The 16,556-nt window shown below is 53.4% G+C and carries 11 protein-coding genes; 2 read left to right on the top strand and 9 right to left on the bottom strand.

Going from position 1 to position 16,556, the window contains the following annotated elements:
* Positions 1 to 11: 11 nt before the first annotated feature.
* The 6 genes from EG028_RS22745 to EG028_RS22720 form a co-directional block, all read right to left on the bottom strand.
* Positions 12 to 452: a DUF4381 domain-containing protein gene (locus EG028_RS22745; RefSeq protein ID WP_120518438.1), complete on the bottom strand. Its 441-nt coding sequence runs from the start codon at positions 450 to 452 to the stop codon at positions 12 to 14.
* Positions 449 to 1,393 (bottom strand): DUF58 domain-containing protein, encoded by a 945-nt coding sequence (locus tag EG028_RS22740; RefSeq protein WP_120518439.1) that lies wholly within the window; start codon positions 1,391 to 1,393, stop codon positions 449 to 451. Before EG028_RS22740 ends, EG028_RS22745 begins: the two co-directional genes overlap by 4 nt.
* Positions 1,386 to 2,402: an AAA family ATPase gene (locus EG028_RS22735; protein WP_221198113.1), complete on the bottom strand. Its 1,017-nt coding sequence runs from the start codon at positions 2,400 to 2,402 to the stop codon at positions 1,386 to 1,388. The genes EG028_RS22740 and EG028_RS22735 overlap by 8 nt, the downstream gene beginning before the upstream one ends.
* Positions 2,399 to 3,925, bottom strand: a complete 1,527-nt coding sequence (locus EG028_RS22730) for an arylsulfatase (protein ID WP_120518441.1) — start codon at positions 3,923 to 3,925, stop codon at positions 2,399 to 2,401. Before EG028_RS22730 ends, EG028_RS22735 begins: the two co-directional genes overlap by 4 nt.
* Before the next feature lie 11 nt (positions 3,926 to 3,936).
* The gene (locus EG028_RS22725) at positions 3,937 to 4,458 is read right to left on the bottom strand and encodes a hypothetical protein (RefSeq protein ID WP_120518442.1); all 522 of its coding nucleotides are present in this window, start codon (positions 4,456 to 4,458) and stop codon (positions 3,937 to 3,939) included.
* Between the two features lie 202 nt (positions 4,459 to 4,660).
* Complete coding sequence (locus EG028_RS22720; protein ID WP_120518443.1) at positions 4,661 to 5,680, bottom strand: DUF6515 family protein; 1,020 nt, start codon at positions 5,678 to 5,680, stop codon at positions 4,661 to 4,663.
* A 198-nt stretch (positions 5,681 to 5,878) separates the two neighbouring features.
* On the opposite strand from EG028_RS22720, the gene EG028_RS22715 reads away from it, so the two are divergent.
* Positions 5,879 to 10,231, top strand: coding sequence for an nSTAND1 domain-containing NTPase (locus tag EG028_RS22715; RefSeq protein WP_120518444.1), 4,353 nt, complete (start codon positions 5,879 to 5,881; stop codon positions 10,229 to 10,231).
* 96 nt (positions 10,232 to 10,327) lie between these two features.
* Positions 10,328 to 12,838 (top strand): phosphocholine-specific phospholipase C, encoded by a 2,511-nt coding sequence (locus EG028_RS22710; protein WP_120518640.1) that lies wholly within the window; start codon positions 10,328 to 10,330, stop codon positions 12,836 to 12,838.
* A 37-nt stretch (positions 12,839 to 12,875) separates the two neighbouring features.
* Here EG028_RS22710 and EG028_RS22705 read toward each other — a convergent pair whose 3' ends face one another.
* The 3 genes from EG028_RS22705 to EG028_RS22695 form a co-directional block, all read right to left on the bottom strand.
* Positions 12,876 to 13,694, bottom strand: coding sequence for a hypothetical protein (locus EG028_RS22705; protein ID WP_120518445.1), 819 nt, complete (start codon positions 13,692 to 13,694; stop codon positions 12,876 to 12,878).
* 75 nt (positions 13,695 to 13,769) lie between these two features.
* Entirely contained in the window at positions 13,770 to 14,591 is an 822-nt protein-coding gene (locus EG028_RS22700; RefSeq protein ID WP_206614496.1) for an aminoglycoside phosphotransferase family protein, read from the bottom strand.
* 16 nt (positions 14,592 to 14,607) lie between these two features.
* Positions 14,608 to 16,548 (bottom strand): discoidin domain-containing protein, encoded by a 1,941-nt coding sequence (locus tag EG028_RS22695; RefSeq protein WP_120518446.1) that lies wholly within the window; start codon positions 16,546 to 16,548, stop codon positions 14,608 to 14,610.
* Between the last annotated feature and the right edge of the window lie 8 nt (positions 16,549 to 16,556).

The raw sequence follows: 16,556 nt of genomic DNA, 5'->3' as shown, positions 1-16,556 counted from the left end.
ACCTTCCCGGCTCATCGCCTGTGCCCTTTGATCCAGCGTTTGCTTTTATCAAGGAACGCTGCGGGCACGGCGGCTGAAGACTCCCGGTATAATTCATCGCTCAGGGCTTTCCCTTCTTCCGGTGTAAATGCCGCTTCTTTCCACACGCTGTTCAAAAAATCCACCCACTCATCCCCTCGCAGGGCGGCTACCGCATCCCGGCCATAATTGCGCATGGCGATCCTTTTCATCAGCATATTTACTTCGTACAAACCCTGCGGCCCCGCCGCGATGGTTTCCAATTGCTGCAACGCCTGTCGCCGGTAGCGGTTGCGCAGGTAACGGTGGATGAGCAACACGGCCAGCACTGCCAGCAGGATCACCAGCAGCGCGCCCGATACATACCAGCCTGGCGTAACAGGCGAAAACTGAACCGGTGGCGGTTCTATCAATTGTCCGGCATCCTGTATCATCCTGCTGTGGTTTGTTGTGTCCTGAAATATTTCATCACCTGGTCTTCCACCCGCGTAGCGGTATCCATCGTCACGAAAGGCATGCGGTAGTTGCGGAACTCTTCCGTGAAGCGGCTGATCATATCATTGTAGGAAGCCGCATATCGTTCTCCCTGCTGCCCCCGGCCGTTCTGCCACATCAGCTGGTAACGGCCATCGCCCAGTACCAGTTTGCCGTCCGGCAGGCGGGCGTCCAGCGGGTCTGTAATGTGGATCAGCAGCACGTCGTTGTGAAAAGAAAGACTGCGCAGGTGGTGACGGGTTTCGTCATCGATCAGGGAAAAATCGCTGATCACCGTCACCACGTAATCGTGCGTGACGGTGGAGCGTGCCCTCCTGAGAATATCATTGAGGTAAGGGGTATTCGGTTTTAATTGTTTGCGTTGGGGCAGCAACTGGTTCATATCCGCGAGGGATTGCAGCAGGAACTGCACATGCGACTTGCTTCTTTTGGGTGCAATGAACCGGTGACCGTCTTCGTTAAAAATGATGCCGCCTACCCGGTCTCCTCTTTTTAGGATATAAAATGCGCTGAGCGCGGCTACCTGCGCGGCGGTAACGGCCTTCACAAACATACGCGAACCAAAGAACAGCATGGCCGTCTGGTCCGCGATGATAAACGCGGGCCTTTCTTTTTCTTCGTTAAATACCTTGGAATGGGTAATGCCTGTGCGCGCCGTTACGCGCCAGTCTATATTCCGCACATCATCACCCGGCACATACACCCGCACTTCTTCAAAGTCAAGCCCGCGGCCACGCAGCTTGGAGGCGTGACGGCCGGCCAGCAGGGAATATACCGGGTGCTGGGGAAGCAGCGGTATCTGCTGCACGTAATATTCATAATGCATCAGCTCCTCCAGCGAAACGGTGAGGCCGGGCGGATATGTGTTATGCTCAGGCAACGGCCACTGTTTTTAACAGTTCGTCAATCACCTTGTCCGCATTCATGCCCGCTACATTGGCTTCGTAACTGAGGATGAGGCGGTGGCGCAGCACATCATGCACGGAGGCACGGATATCGTCCGCCGTTACATAATCACGCCCTGCCAGCCAGGCTGCCACGCGGGAACATTTGTCCAGCGAGATAGAGCCGCGCGGGCTGGCGCCGTAGCTGATCCACTTCTCCAGTTCTTTGCTGAACTGCCCCGGGTAACGGGTAGCGGAAATGATATCCGCAATGTACTTCTCCGCCGCGTCGTTCACCTTCACCTCATTGATCTCCTTCCGCGCATCGAAGATGAGGGACTGCGGGAAAGCCGGTTTGGTTTCCGGTTTTGCTTTTGACTCTTCCCGCACGAGGCGGATGATCTTTATTTCGCTGTCGTGGTCGGGGTAAGTGATCTCCACTTTCATCACAAACCGGTCCAGCTGGGCCTCCGGCAGCGGGTAAGTACCCTCCTGCTCGATCGGGTTCTGGGTGGCCAGCACCATGAACAGCGGTTCCATTTTATGCGTCTTCCCGGCTACGGACACCTGTCTTTCTTCCATCGCTTCCAGCAGGGCGGACTGCACTTTGGCGGGCGCGCGGTTGATCTCATCGGCCAATACCAGGTTGCTGAAGATGGGCCCCTGCTGGAAAATAAATTTCTCTTCGGACTGGGGCTGGTATACTTCCGTGCCGGTAACGTCCGAGGGCAGCAGGTCCGGCGTGAACTGGATGCGGCTGAGCTTGCAGTCCAGGTTGCTGGCCAGGGCTTTTACGGCGCGTGTTTTAGCCAGGCCGGGAAGTCCCTCCAGCAGGATATTGCCGTCCGTGAGCAGGCCGGTCAGTATTTTGCTGATCACATCTTCCTGCCCGATGATGCTTTCGCCGATGCGTTGTTGTAGTTCCAATACCTGTTCGCGGGTGTTCATGCCAAAAGAGGTTATAATAAAAGAGCGGGTGATCTGCCCGCTCCTTTGTATGATCAATGTGATTTTATGGCGGTGTTCAGTTTGTCGATCACCTGGTCTATGGAGAAGCTCGCCGGTTTTTGCCTTGGCGGGAATGCCTTATAACTCTGGAGGTATTCACCTACTTTGGATACAGCCGGCAGAATGAGGAATGCACGGTCTATCATCCATTTTTCGTAGGCAATGGAACCATCCACAGCGTATTCATATGGGTCGGTCATCAGGTCGATGATCACCGGGCCGCGCAGGTCCATCATAGGATTGCGCCAGATCTCCATCCCTTTTGCCATCTGGATGGCGAAGGTATATTTGAAACGTTCGTCGCGATAGGCTACCAGGTGGCCATCATCGTCGAAATAAACGAAGTCATGGCGTTTGCTGGGCGTTTCGCCTTTCAGGTAAGACAGCTGGTTATATCCATCCAGGTGCACTTTGAAGTTTTTGCCGCCTGCGCTGAAACCGCTGCGAGCTCTTGCGGGAAGATCGGTATCTCCGCCGGCAGCAGCCACCAGCGTGGGCAGCCAGTCTTCAGCGGAAAATATCCCCGTGAAATTGGAGCCGGGTTTGATCACGCCAGGCCAGCGGATGAGGGCGGGGCAACGGTAAGCGCCTTCCCAGTTGGTATCTTTTTCAGAACGGAAAGGAGAAGAGCCGCCGTCAGGCCACTGGTTCTTCATAGCGCCGTTGTCCGTGGTGTAGATCACAATTGTATTGTCTTCTATACCCTGGTCTTTCAGGAACTGCAACAATTCTCCTACCATTGCATCATGCTCCACCATGCCGTCTGCCTGTAAACCCAGGCCGGTTTTACCTTTAGAGGCGGGTTTCAGGTGCGTGAATACGTGCATGCGGGTAGCGTTGAACCAGGTAAAGAAAGGTTTGCCTGCTTTCACCTGCCGCGACATGAAGTCCTTGGCAGCTGCCAGGAATTCTTCATCTACTGTTTCCATCCTTTTCGATGTCAACGGGCCGGTATCTTCAATCTTGCCGTCCGCGGTGCTTTTCAGCACACCACGTGGGCCGAATTTTTTCTTAAACTCCGCACCCTTCGGGTAATCGGGATTTTCCGGTTCTTCCTCGGCATTGAGGTGATAGAGATTACCGAAGAACTCATCAAAACCATGCGCGGTGGGCAGGTATCTGTCCTGGTCTCCCAGGTGGTTTTTGCCGAACTGGCCGCACATATATCCCAGCGGTTTCAGGAATTCGGCCGTGGTGGGGTCTTCTTTCTGCAAACCAATGGGCGAGCCCGGCAGCCCTACTTTGGTAAGACCGGTGCGGAAAGGGCACTGCCCCGTGATAAACGCCGCGCGCCCGGCAGTACAGCTCTGCTGGCCGTAATATTGCACAAACACTCCTCCTTCGTTACCGATGCGGTCGATATTCGGGGTCATGAATCCCATCAGGCCACGGCTGTACGCACTGATGTTCGACACACCGATATCATCCCCGAAAATGACGAGGATATTCGGCTTCTTTTGTGCAAATGCACCCGGCAATGCCCAAAAAACACTCATTACACAAATGATGATCTTTTTCATAATTGTAGCACTTATTTAATAACCAATGGGGGTTGTTCCGGCAACCGGTGCGATTCCAGCTGTTTTATAAATGGGATGTTATTCTGCAGATAGGCTCTTGTAGCCTGTTCGATATAATTATCCAATTGAAAGAACTGCGCAGTGCGTGCCACGCCCAATACCTTGATCATACGCCGGTAATACCGCATCTGGTATTTGGTGTATTCCCGGTCGCTGGCAATGAGGCGTTTGGTGAGGGAAAACATTTTCTGTTCGTCCAGCGATTCAAACTGTTCATTGTAGATCTTCAGCAGGTAAAGCCGCTCCAAAAACCAGGGATGTTTCTCGGTTTCATAATCATTCAGCACGGTCACAAATTCAAATGACTCGTCCTTGTAGATCTTCAGGCATTCAAAAAACAGCAGCGTTTTATTTTTGCCGAATATCTTTTCCACTACCACCTGTTCGAAGGGGATGGAATCTTGTTCGTTCTGCGCCAGGGCTGTAGCAAAGGGGAACAGCATCAACAGGCCAATAATCAACAGGTTCCTCATAGCATTCAGTTTTTAGGAGATGCCTGCTGTATTGTTATGCTTAAGTGCGGGTAATAAAAAGACCGTTGCGGGGTGAGAACACCCGGCAGGTTTCATATTCAAATTCCACGTCATGAATTTCTTTGGATGGGGTGCTTCTTTCCGGTCTATGCTGAGGGTGCGTGTTATTGATAACAGTGTTTATTTCAAATGGTTCAAAAAATCATTCCGCGCCCACCACTTCATATACATTTTCGCCATTCTGCTGGGTGGGCTGGTAATACGTGCCGTTGTATTCCACGTACTTCTGCCCGTCCACCGTCACTTCTTTGGCGCCGTCAGGCAGCTTTGACACCACGCCTCCGGCAGGCGGCTGCACTACCGTGTACTGCGAGCCTGTTTTGGTATAAAACGCCCCGCCGTAATAATAATAATTCTGCCCATCCACCGGCACCATGCTGTAACCGCTGGGCATGGAACTTACCGTGGCGCCTACGGGCGCGGGCACGACCTTGTACCCTCCGGAGCTTTGTTCGTAATACACGCCCTGGTCGTAATGATATTGTTTTTCGGCTACGGACACTACCACCGCAGTGACGGCCATCGTAGTGAGCAGGAAACCGACCGGGTGCCAGGCCGGGCCCCAGCGGTAAGGTGTATACGGATGATAATAATAATTGTAGCGGCCGGGATACACACGGTACGCGGGCCTGTTCACCACCGTCACGCCGCGGTTCACCACCACGGTGTTCCGGTTGTTCACGTTTATATTATTCCGGTTATTCACGTTTACGTTGTTCCGGTTGTTCACGTTCACATTATTCCGGTTATTGATATTGGTGTTTCTGTTGTTGTGGATACCGGTGTTGTTGTTCCGGTTGAAATTGTGATTGTCCGTGCGGTTCACGCCTTCGTTGCGGTTAAGGGCCGAGTTGTTATTACGGTTGGGGCCTGCCTGCCGGTTGAGGCCCTGTTTTTTGTTCAGCGCGGGATTATTGTCCCGGTGCACCTGGTTGGTACCCCGGTTGAAGCCGCCGGCTCTGTTCTCATTGTGGCTGCCACGGTTCAGCCCACCGGATGGTGCATTACGATGTGCGGGCGCCGGGCGGCTTGCGGGCGCTGCACGTTTTGCGGGCGCTTGCCTTTGCACGCCACCGCCGCCTCTGCCTTTTCTTTGCGCGGAAAGGTCTTGCGCGCTAACAATTATTAACAGGGACAAGCCATAAAACAGGATATGTTTCATAAACGCATGAGTTTAGAAGTAAAAGAAGATGTGCGCTATCTGCCAGGCTTAGTGTTGAAGTACGGGTTAACCACTGTTATTGTGAGAACTGAGGAATACTAATTTACTACATTTCCCGGAAGCAGAAAAAAACCTTCTTACATCATATTATATATTTGGTTAATTTACATCATACGAGTCAGCATAATACTCCCATTGATGTTCAGCTTTGCCGCACATAAAGCCTTTATCATCGGCATCAGCGACTACGATTCTTTCACCTCCCTGCAAACGCCCCTGCAGGACGGGAGAGAACTGGCGAAGCTCCTGCGCAGGCAACAATTTGCCGTGAAAGAGCTGTATAACGCCACCAGGCAGGAGCTGACGGACTTCCTTGAAGAAATGCGTACAGACATACAACCGGATGACCGCGTAATACTCTATTACGCCGGCCATGGCATGGCCCGCGATCATGCGAACCGCCCGGAAGGCTGGCTCATCCCGCGTGACGGGCAGAAGGACGTGGCCAGTTTTGTATCCATGGAATGGCTTTCGTCCATCATCAACGCACTGCCCTGCAGGCATTTCCTGCTGCTGCTGGACTGTTGTTTTGCCGGGGCCTTCCGCTGGTCATCCGGCCTGCGCGACCTTGGCGAAGGCGTGCCCAATGTGATGTACAAAGAGCTGTTTGAAAGATATACCACAGACGAGGCCTGGCAGGTGATCACCTCATCCGCGCACGACCAGAAAGCCATAGACGAACTGCTGGGCTTTGGCAGCCGTGGAGAATCCGCGGGCGGCCTGCATTCCCCCTTCGCGGAATTCCTGTTCAAAGGCATTGCCGGAGCAGCGGACATGATCGGGGACGGTATCATTACCGCCACAGAACTTTATCTGTACCTGCGCCGGGAAGTGGAAGAGAGCAGTCTCAACCTGAGCGTGAGCCTCCGGCAAACGCCCGCCATCTTCCCGCTGGCGCGGCACGACAAAGGAGAATTTGTCTTTATCCCCCATATCCTGCCGAAGGACCTTCCATCAAAACCGCCCGGCCTCAATCCTTACAAAGGCCTGGAGAAATTCAGGGAAGAAGACGCGGATTTCTTTTTCGGGCGGAGGAAAGTGACCGATGAACTGCATACGTTCTGCCAGGGCAGGAAATTTACCGTAGTGGCAGGGTCTTCCGGCAGCGGCAAATCCTCGCTGGTGATGGCCGGCCTGGTACCCAGGCTGCGCGCGGAAAGACGTTCCCTCGCCATCGTCCGCCCGGATGAAGGCCTGCCTTCCCCCCTGCCGGACGTTCTCATCATCGACCAGTTTGAAGAAGCCCTGCGGCTGCCCGACGCCGAAAGATACCTGCAACAGGTAGCCGCGCTGCCCACGCAGGTCATTGTCACCGTCCGTTCCGATTTTGAGCGGTACTTTATCACCGGCGCTTTCAGGGACACGTGGCAGGCCGCCCGGTTCCCCATCCCGGCCATGAGCCGCGACGAGCTGCGCGAAGCCGTGATACAGCCCGCCAAACAAGCCGTATTGTTATTTGAAGGCGCCGAAGGATGGGAAGAAAACATCGTGACCGAACTGGTGCAGGCGCCCAGCCCGCTGCCTTTGCTGTCTTACACCCTCTCTATCGTATTCAAACGCTCCGGCGGGCATGTACTCTCAGAAAAGGTATACAATGAGCTGAACGGCGTATATGGCGCCATCAGCATCACCGCGGACGAACTGTACGAACATATCCACGAAAAAATACCCGGCCCGAAAGAAGAATTGCAACGCACCATGCGCCACCTCCTTTTCAGGCTGATCAATACAGACGGCGGGCGCATCGTTTCCCGCCGCATCAGCCGTTCCACCCTTGTATTTAACGACCGGCAGGAACAACAACGAATGGATGCCGTCATTGATTTAATGACCTCATCGGATTACCGGCTGCTGGTAGCCAATGACCAGCACATTGAAGTAGCGCATGAATCTTTCCTGCGCTCATGGCCACAGATATCGAAGTGGGTGCAGGAGCTGGGCATGACGGACTTCGTGCTGCTGAAGCGACTGGAAGATGTGGCCAATGAATATAAAGCCGGCGAAGGCGCGGAAGAAGAAACCGTGCTCTGGCACGACAGTCCCTACCTGGACGATCTCGCCGATATCCTCCAACTTCATCCCCATTATCTCACACGGCAGGAACACCTTTTCCTTGAAGACAGCCGGGAACTGCGGAAAACAAGGCGCCAGCAACAGCAACGGCGTATTGCGCTCATCACCGTTTCAGAGATATCGTACCGCGTGGAGCAGCTGGAAGAATCGGACCTGACGCAGGCGTTGCGGCTATTGGAAGATGCTGTGGCGATCTGCCGCGAGCACGGTATTGCGGTGCCCGCGCGGGTGTATCACCTGCTTTGCCAGTTGTTCAACAACGAATGGCTGCTGAAGCGGCGGGCGCTGTACAAATGGGAATACGTGCACGAACGTTCAGTGAACGATATCGCACTGTCCCCGGATGGCGGCCTGCTGGTATCTTCAGGCGGAGATAACCGCGTGTACGTCATCCAGCTGAAAAACGGCAAACAGCTTACCCATACTTTTGACAGCGAAGTGGAATGGGTGGACGTGATGGCGGATAACAAAACCGTGCTGGCGCTTAGCAGTCATGGTGAATTGTGGATGCTGGGGAAACAGAAAAAGAAACTCAGCGGCAAACAACCCGTCGTACACGCACAGCTGACCACAGACGGGAAACTCGCAGGCGCCTTTGGCGGAACGCTGTGGCGGCTGTGGGATACCAGCGGGAAACTGGTGCATGAGCAAACTTATACGGAAGAATACACCAGTACCTATCTCGTCAACAACGGGAAAAATATCATCGTCCTTTACAATTATGATGAATACCAGGTACGCAGTTTTGCCACATTCCGCCTGACCGGCAAGCTGGACCTTTCATCGGTGAAAGAGATACGGGAAACGCCGCAGGGAAAATTATACGCGCAGACCTACGAGGCCGGGTACTTCTTTTCCCTCCGCGGTAAACCGGAGAAAATAGTGAGCCAGCACGGGGACCTTGGCGTGGTGCATATCAGGGCGGATGGTAAATATATTTTCAGTACAGACTCAGAAGGGAACGTATCCGTAAGGGACAAAGACGGTAATGTACTGCACCGCTTTAATTTCGAAGCGCTCGTGAACTACATTGCGGCGGGCAGCGGGGATACCCTGCTGATATCCGGCTCCGATTCCAGCGCAGTGGAAACAGATTTTAAAGGGCTTCCGCTCCGCACGTTCGACCATAGCCGGAAGATCCTGAAAGCGCTGGCCATACCCGATACCGGCGTGATCGTGACTGCGGGCGGCGATGGGAAAGTGCGGGTCTGGGAAGATGTGTATCCTTCCTTTATTCATTTCCCCGCGCCCGGTATGCAGCAATTCTCGGCCTCGCCGGGCAATAACTTCTTTTTCTTTTACGACCCGTCCACCGGCAAAAATGCGCTTTACCACGCCACACGGGGCCTTCAAAGCTCCGGCCTGAAATCGCTGGAAGTGAACCATTCCGCCTTCAGCCCCGATGAAAAAATGCTGGCCGCCATGGACCGTTCGGGCGGGCTGGCGCTGATATCCACGGAGGGAAAACGCACGGTCCGCCGCCCGCTGAAGCAACAATCGAATACCCGCAGCATCGCGTTCACGGCAGACTCACGGTTCCTCATCATCCAGAACAGTGATAACTATTTTCATATACTGCGCGGGGACGATGGCCTGCCTGCTTATCCCGACCTGCCCGGGCGTATCATCGCCGCGGCGGATGGCGGGGAAGGGCCGTATACCGTTCATTTATTAAATCCCAGGCAGGCGGATCTTTTCCATGCGGGCAAACACCTGTGCAGTATTCACCGGCCGCAAGGCATCAAACGCGCCGTGGTGCTCCCGGAAATAAAACGGGTGATCCTTTCGCTGGAAGGCAAAGTGCTGGAGTTCCTGGATTATTCCGGCAAGGTGCTGGGGCAATATACCGCCGGGGATTCACCCACCTTTTCCAAAACAAGGACCGTATTCGGGCATACCATGATCTTCCTTCCCGTATCCCGCGCAGGCAGCAAAGCCCCCGCCCATACCCTCCGCGACGCTTTTTATCTCTTTACCCCCGACGGGGCGCACCTCGCCACCGAACAAAGCAACCGCAGGTTTGTAAGCCGGGTTTTTGATTCCGCGGACAAACTCTACGTACAATTCGATAACTCCTACATCACCCGGCAATATAATAGGAAGGGAGAACCGGAAAAAGACATCCACTTCTCTGTTAAGTCGTTGGAATTCACCCGCTTCTCCTTCAACGGCAGTTATTTCCTTGTGAACGGCCGTAAAGAATCCGTACTGTTCGATCTACAGGAACAGCGCGTTTTTACCTACAGGAACTGCCCGGACGCCCACTTTTCCAGGGACGGGCAGAGTGTTTTCGCCCTGGAAAACGGAGCGCTCCGCCAACATTTCCTCCCCGGGCACATCCTCTCCACGCTTAAATTATCTTTCGCCGCCCCGCTACAGGACAACTTAAAAAAAGAATTACGAAACCAAATGAAATAAAATAGAATTAACATTGGAAAGTACACTTGGCTGACTTATTTTTATACTTTGTCCACGATTACGAAAAAACGCTACTCAAATCACTCCTATATACACATGGATAACAGAAGAGAATTCCTGAAGAAATCTATGCTTTTATCCGGCGCCGCCGGACTGCAAGCATTTTTGCCGTCTTCCATCCAGCGGGCAATGGCCATCAACCCGGCGCCGGGCAGTACCTTCCTGGACGCGGAGCACGTAGTGATCCTCATGCAGGAAAACCGGTCGTTCGACCATTGTTTCGGCTCTCTCCAGGGCGTTCGCGGGTTCAACGATCCCCGCGCCATTTCCCTGCCGGACAAAAAGCCCGTATGGCTGCAAACCAACGACAAGGGCGAAACCTATTCCCCTTTCAGGCTGCACATCAAAGACACCAAAGTGACCTGGATGGGCGCATTGCCCCACGGCCGCCACGACCAGGTGGATGCGAACAACGGCGGTAAATACGACCAATGGCTGCTGTCCAAAAGACCCGGCAACAAACAATACTGGCACATCCCGCTTACCCTGGGATATTACACCCGCGAAGACCTCCCGTTCAACTACGCGCTGGCGGACGCTTTCACCGTGTGCGATCAGAATTTCTGCTCCGCCATGACCAGCACCACGCCTAACCGCGCTTTTTTCTGGACCGGCCAGATCTTCAGCGAAGACGCGGGCCTGCCTAAAGCGAACATCCGCAATACGGACTATACCTACGCCAAACAGCCCTGGAAAACATTCCCCGAGCTGCTTTCCGAAAACGATGTGAACTGGAAGTTTTACCAGAACGATCTCAGCTGCGGCGGCGGTTATGTAGGCGAAGAAAGAAGCTGGCTGGCGAACTTCGGTTGCAACAACCTCGAGTTCTATAAAGCCTTTAACGTAAAATTCTCCGAACGTTACGTGCGTAACCTCCAGAAACTGGTGGACACCCTGCCGGACGAGATCAATAAACTGAACGAAGCTACTTCCGGCTCCGATGACGAAACAAAAAAACGTAAAGCGGACATCGCCAAAAAACAGGAAGTGCTGGACGAAGCAAAAGCAGAACTCGCCCAATGGAATAAAGAGAACTTCGAAAAGCTGAGCCCCCGGCAAAAAGAACTCTACCAGCGCGCTTTTGTGATCAACAGCGCCGATCCCGAATTCCGTAAAATGACACAACTTAAATACAACGACAAAGGCACGGACCGCGAGCTGACCGTACCCGCCGGCGACCTGTTCTACCAGTTCCGCAAAGACGTACAGGAAGGCAAACTCCCCACCGTATCGTGGCTGGCCAGCCCGCAGAACTACTCGGACCACCCAAGCGCGCCCTGGTACGGCGCCTGGTACATCTCCGAAGTAATGGACATCCTCACCAGCAATCCTGAAGTATGGAAAAAGACCATCTTCATCGTGACCTATGACGAGAACGACGGTTATTACGACCACGTACCTCCCTTCTCCATCCCGGACAACAAAAAACCCGGCACCGGCAAAGTATCCGAAGGCATAGACACCGAAGTGGAGTTTGTACGCCTGGAAAATGAGATCGCGCAGGGCATCCCGAAAAAACAAGCCCGTGGCGCTGCCATTGGCCTGGGTTACAGGGTTCCTATGATGATCGCTTCGCCCTGGAGCCGAGGCGGCAAAGTATGTTCACAGGTATTTGACCATACTTCCACCATCCAGTTCCTGGAACATTTTGTGAACAACAAATTCAGCAAAAACATACACCTGGATAATATCAGCAAATGGCGCCGCGCCGTTTGCGGGGATCTCACCGCCGCGTTCAGCCCGTTCAACGAAGGCAATGACAAACTGCCTTTCCTTAACAAAACGCAGTTTGTAGAAGATATCTACAGCGCGAAGTTCAAAGACGTGCCTTCAGGTTATAAACAAGTGACGGCGGAAGAGATCAAAGGCATGATAGCCAACCCGGCTACGGCAAACCCGCTGGCAGAGCAGGAAAAAGGCATCCGGCCGTCCAGCGCATTACCTTATGAGCTGTATGCGGACGGCGGCTGGAATGACCAAAAAGATCATTTCACCATCCGCATGACCGCGGGCAACCAGGCGTTCGGTAAAAGGTCGCAAGGCTCACCGTTCACCGTGTACGCGCCCACCTCTTTCGATGGCGAAATATCCCGCAACTGGCACTTTGGTGTTGTGGCCGGAGATACCATTCAATACGAATGGCCCGTTAAAGAATTTGACGCCCAAAAATATCACCTGCGCCTTCACGGGCCGAACGGGTTCTTCCGCGAATTCCGCGGCAGCAAAAAAGATCCTTCCCTGGAAGTGAGCTGCGTATACGAGCTGGACAGGGCTAAAAAACCGACCGGCAACCTGGTCGTGAAACTACAGAACACCGGCGATGCCACGACTGTGGTGTTTAAAGACCATGGTTACAAACAGGCGGACAAAACCCTGGAAGTACCCAAAGGCGGCAGCAAAGAAGTGATCCTGCCGCTTGCAAAACAGCACGGCTGGTACGATTTCAGCGTGCTGGCAAAGGGCTCGCAGGACTTTGAAAGAAGATATGCGGGGAGAGTAGAGACTGGAAAAGAATCGTTTACAGACCCGGTGATGGGCAGAGTATAAAAGAAATAAAAAAGCAGCCGGTCGGCTGCTTTTTTATTTATAAGCCGAATTGAACATTACCTTGTTTATCATATACCAGCGTCCAACTGCTGCTGGATCGGCTGAGGCTGCCATTGTTCATTGATGCCGATTCGTACTTTGTAAAATTATTATTGGATAATGAGCGGTAAAACGTTTCATCCCACAACCAGAGGTTTTTCAAAGGGTTTGTTTTGTTATCGTATCCTTCAAAAGTCTCGGTGCTTTCGCCATATTGCTGGCCGTCTGATCTGAAATAGCTGGCGCCCAGTATTTTTTCCAGGTTCCCCGCTCCGCTATAGGAAAAGGTTTTAACCACCCGAACATTCTGATTATACTTTTCAGTTCGGGATACCTTACCATTCGGGCCATAACTTACAAGTAAAGTATCATTCCATTCAGGCCCGCGCTCATCGTAATATATTTTTGTTTTGAGACGGCCGTTTTCGATCAGTAGTTTTCTCCTAAACGGCATCACCTCGAGATCGGGCCGGGAATCGTCCTGAGTGATGATGATGGAATCTTTCAAGTATTCCACCTTTTCAAATACATCCAGTGAATACATATAAGACCAGCCGGAAGAAGTGGCGATGGGGACGTACCCGCCGTCCCGCCGGGCTACTTTTCCGTTTACATAAGTAAAATAGAACTTTGACGGTCCCCCGGCAGGAGGAATAACCACGCCGGTACCACCGGGAATGTAGGCCAGCGGAATGCCCATGGTATATTTCAGGCTCAGGCTGTCCACTCCGGATTCGGAAGGGCGGGCGCCGCCTGATTTTTTACAGGCCCAGAAACAGAACGGAAGTATCAGCAGCGGGAGAAAACGTTTAAGCATAGGTTAAGCGGTCTTAAGGCATAACTAATTTACGGAAAAAGAACATTCAGCCTCATCCTACTTTCAGGGGATGGCTCAACGCTTCAGGGCCGCAGCCGCCATTTCAGCCACGGCCAGGTCTATGGAGGCATCATCCCCATCCTCCAGTATCCAGGTGGCGGAGAGGGCGGACCAGGCGTATATCCATTGCAGTAACCGTTTGGGCTCCAGGCCCGCCATTTGGGTGATGATCTCAAAACGTTTCTCAAACCGCCCGGGCGTTGTAACAAACTCAAGTTCAAGGGGATTGGAGAAAATGTTCACATAATCAAAGTATCGCTCGCCGATGAGGCGCATGGGATCGATCAACAGCCAGCCCCTCTCTTCAAAATCGAGGATGTTTTCGTGGTGGATATCGCCATGCAGGGGAACGATATTCTGCTGGTCTGCTACCAGGTTGCGCGCGGCAGCGGCGGCTGAGGGGAAAATGCCGCCGTATTTGTCCGCGTGGCGGAACAGTTCTTTGAACCATTGATCAAGCGGTACCAGTTCCGGCAAAGGTTTATTCCGGGGGAGATGAATGCGGCCGGCTACCTGGCAGATAATACGCGTGGCTTCTTCGTCCTGCCCGTTACGCACCATCTGCAGCAGCGACTTTTTGCCCATGGCCCTTTCCATCAGCATCACATTATCCTGCCGGGCCAGCACCTTTGCCGCGCCTTCGCCATCCCAATAACTCATCATCAATGCGCCGAAACGCTCGTCCTCCTTTTCTCCTATTTTAAGCATCGCGGGCACGCCATCCTGCCGTACAGGCAGCAGGCGGCTGCCATGGGTTACGATCATTTCACCATCGGGGATGAGGTTCCAGGCGTCGAGGAATGGACTGAAGATTGAAGTTTCCGTTGATTTTTCCACTCTTCAAAAATAAGGATTACCACCAGATCTGCTTTCCGTTTTCGTAAGTGAAGATCCTTTCTTCTTTCCCCCGGGACATGTTCTTCAGGATATAAACGCCGCCTGAAGGGATGTTGCTGAAATGAAGCGCCTGGCCGGATGCCTTTTGCCGGGCCGCTTCGCGCCATTTTTCGCCGTCCCAGTAACGGAGGATATATTCGTCCCCATCCAGTATAAAATTGGTATCGCTGCGCGGGCAATAACGGATACGCGCCACAGATTGCGCCCTCCCAAGATCAAGCCCCATCCAGCACACACTGTCTTTCATGCCGTTATAATACGTCTCAAGATCACCGTCGAACACATTGCCGAGGCCCGTGCCGGTTTCTGCCTGCGACACTTCCGGAAAACCTTTCACCTGCCCCTTCAGCGGCTTCCCGGCATCATCCAGGAACGCCAGCTCCGCCACATTGGCCTTTACGCCACGGGCCGAGAGGAAACGGACATAACGGAAAGGTTTCCGGGAAAGCGCATCAGCCGTTTCCACTTTGTCCGGCACATCTTTCACCATATACAAAAGCTCCGCGTCGCTGAAGTCCGGCCGGTTCGCGCCTTCAAAACGGCCGCCTACCATGGCTTTCATATAGTTAAACATGCCCTGCAGGCGCGGGTATTTCCTGAGCAGCAGCATATCCTGGCCTTCCGGCCTCAGTTGCAGGTAACGGATGTTGCCTTCTTTATCGAGAATAAAAGGTTCGGTGGCGGGGAAATAATTGCCGCCGTAATAATACATCACGATATACAGCAGGTTGCGTCCCATATTGGTAAAAGTGGCCACACTGTCTTTGATGGGCGCATATGCCTGCGGCGCCCAGGTTTTGGTCTTAAAAGTGCAGATCATGGCGTACTTCCGTTGGATGGCGGCGGTGCGCGTGAGTTTTACGGACACATCGCTCACCTTCGTATAATCCGCCGTAACGTCCTTCTGCAGCCTGTTCACCAGGAAAGGCGGTACATCTCCGCTACCGGGTATGTTTTCTGTCTGCGCCGCGAACGTTTTCCGGAACACTTTGCTGAAACGGTACGGACAGGAATCGATACCGCCAAAGCCCGCGCCGCCCGCATCAAAAGGAAAATATTTCCCGTCTTCCATCAGCATCACATTCCATTCATGGCCCCGGTCAAGATCTCCCCACATGGGAGTGCAATCAATACCTACCGGCAGCCCGTTTGCCCGCATGGCCATCGCCTCGTACTGCGCCAGGTGCGCGCAGGAACCTCTGCGGGCTTTTTCCATCTGGGTAATGCTCATATCAAAAGGATAAAGGCGCATGGTATGATTCAGCCCGATAAAAGCCCGCACCTGCTGGTTGAACTGCGCCCCGAAATCGAAACGGCGCGTAGCCTTCGTGGTGTCGCGCAGGGGGCCGAACCTTTTCTGCAAACGTGCGTGCACTGGTTCGGGCTGCTCATGGGCAATGCGGTATGGCAGCAGCAGCTCACAGAATTCCGTGAAACTGAGGTTCCTGCACCAGGGGTTTTCTTTCCAGACGCGGAAACATTCCGTGATATGAGGGATCAGCAGGTCCGCCTTAATGGAAAGCAGATCAGGCAACTGCTGCGCATCCGCAGGGTCAGGCATGCCATGCAGCCGTACCAGCGAATCCCAGGCCCCTCGTACGATGGGGGAAGTGACGGGCACTTTGATCTTGTTCGTATGCAGGGAATCCAGCACGTTAAAAATATAGCCGTATTGCTGCAACTCTTCACCTCCGTAGGTAAAATGATAACGCATATTGGCCAGGAGGAAATAAACCGCTTTGAGCTGCTGCGGGTCTTTCTCAAAATGCCGGATCACCTTTTCCAGTTCGGCGCGGTTGGCGCCTGCGAGGTCTAAAGCCTGGTTAACCGATTCGGGGCGGCGGGCGCAGGAATACAGGAGACAGAATACCAGGGACAGGGACAGACAATGTTTCATAAGTGGAA

The organism is Chitinophaga barathri (assembly GCF_003807585.1).
GTDB lineage: Bacteria > Bacteroidota > Bacteroidia > Chitinophagales > Chitinophagaceae > Chitinophaga > Chitinophaga barathri.
This window is presented reverse-complemented; position numbering and strand designations above follow the sequence as displayed.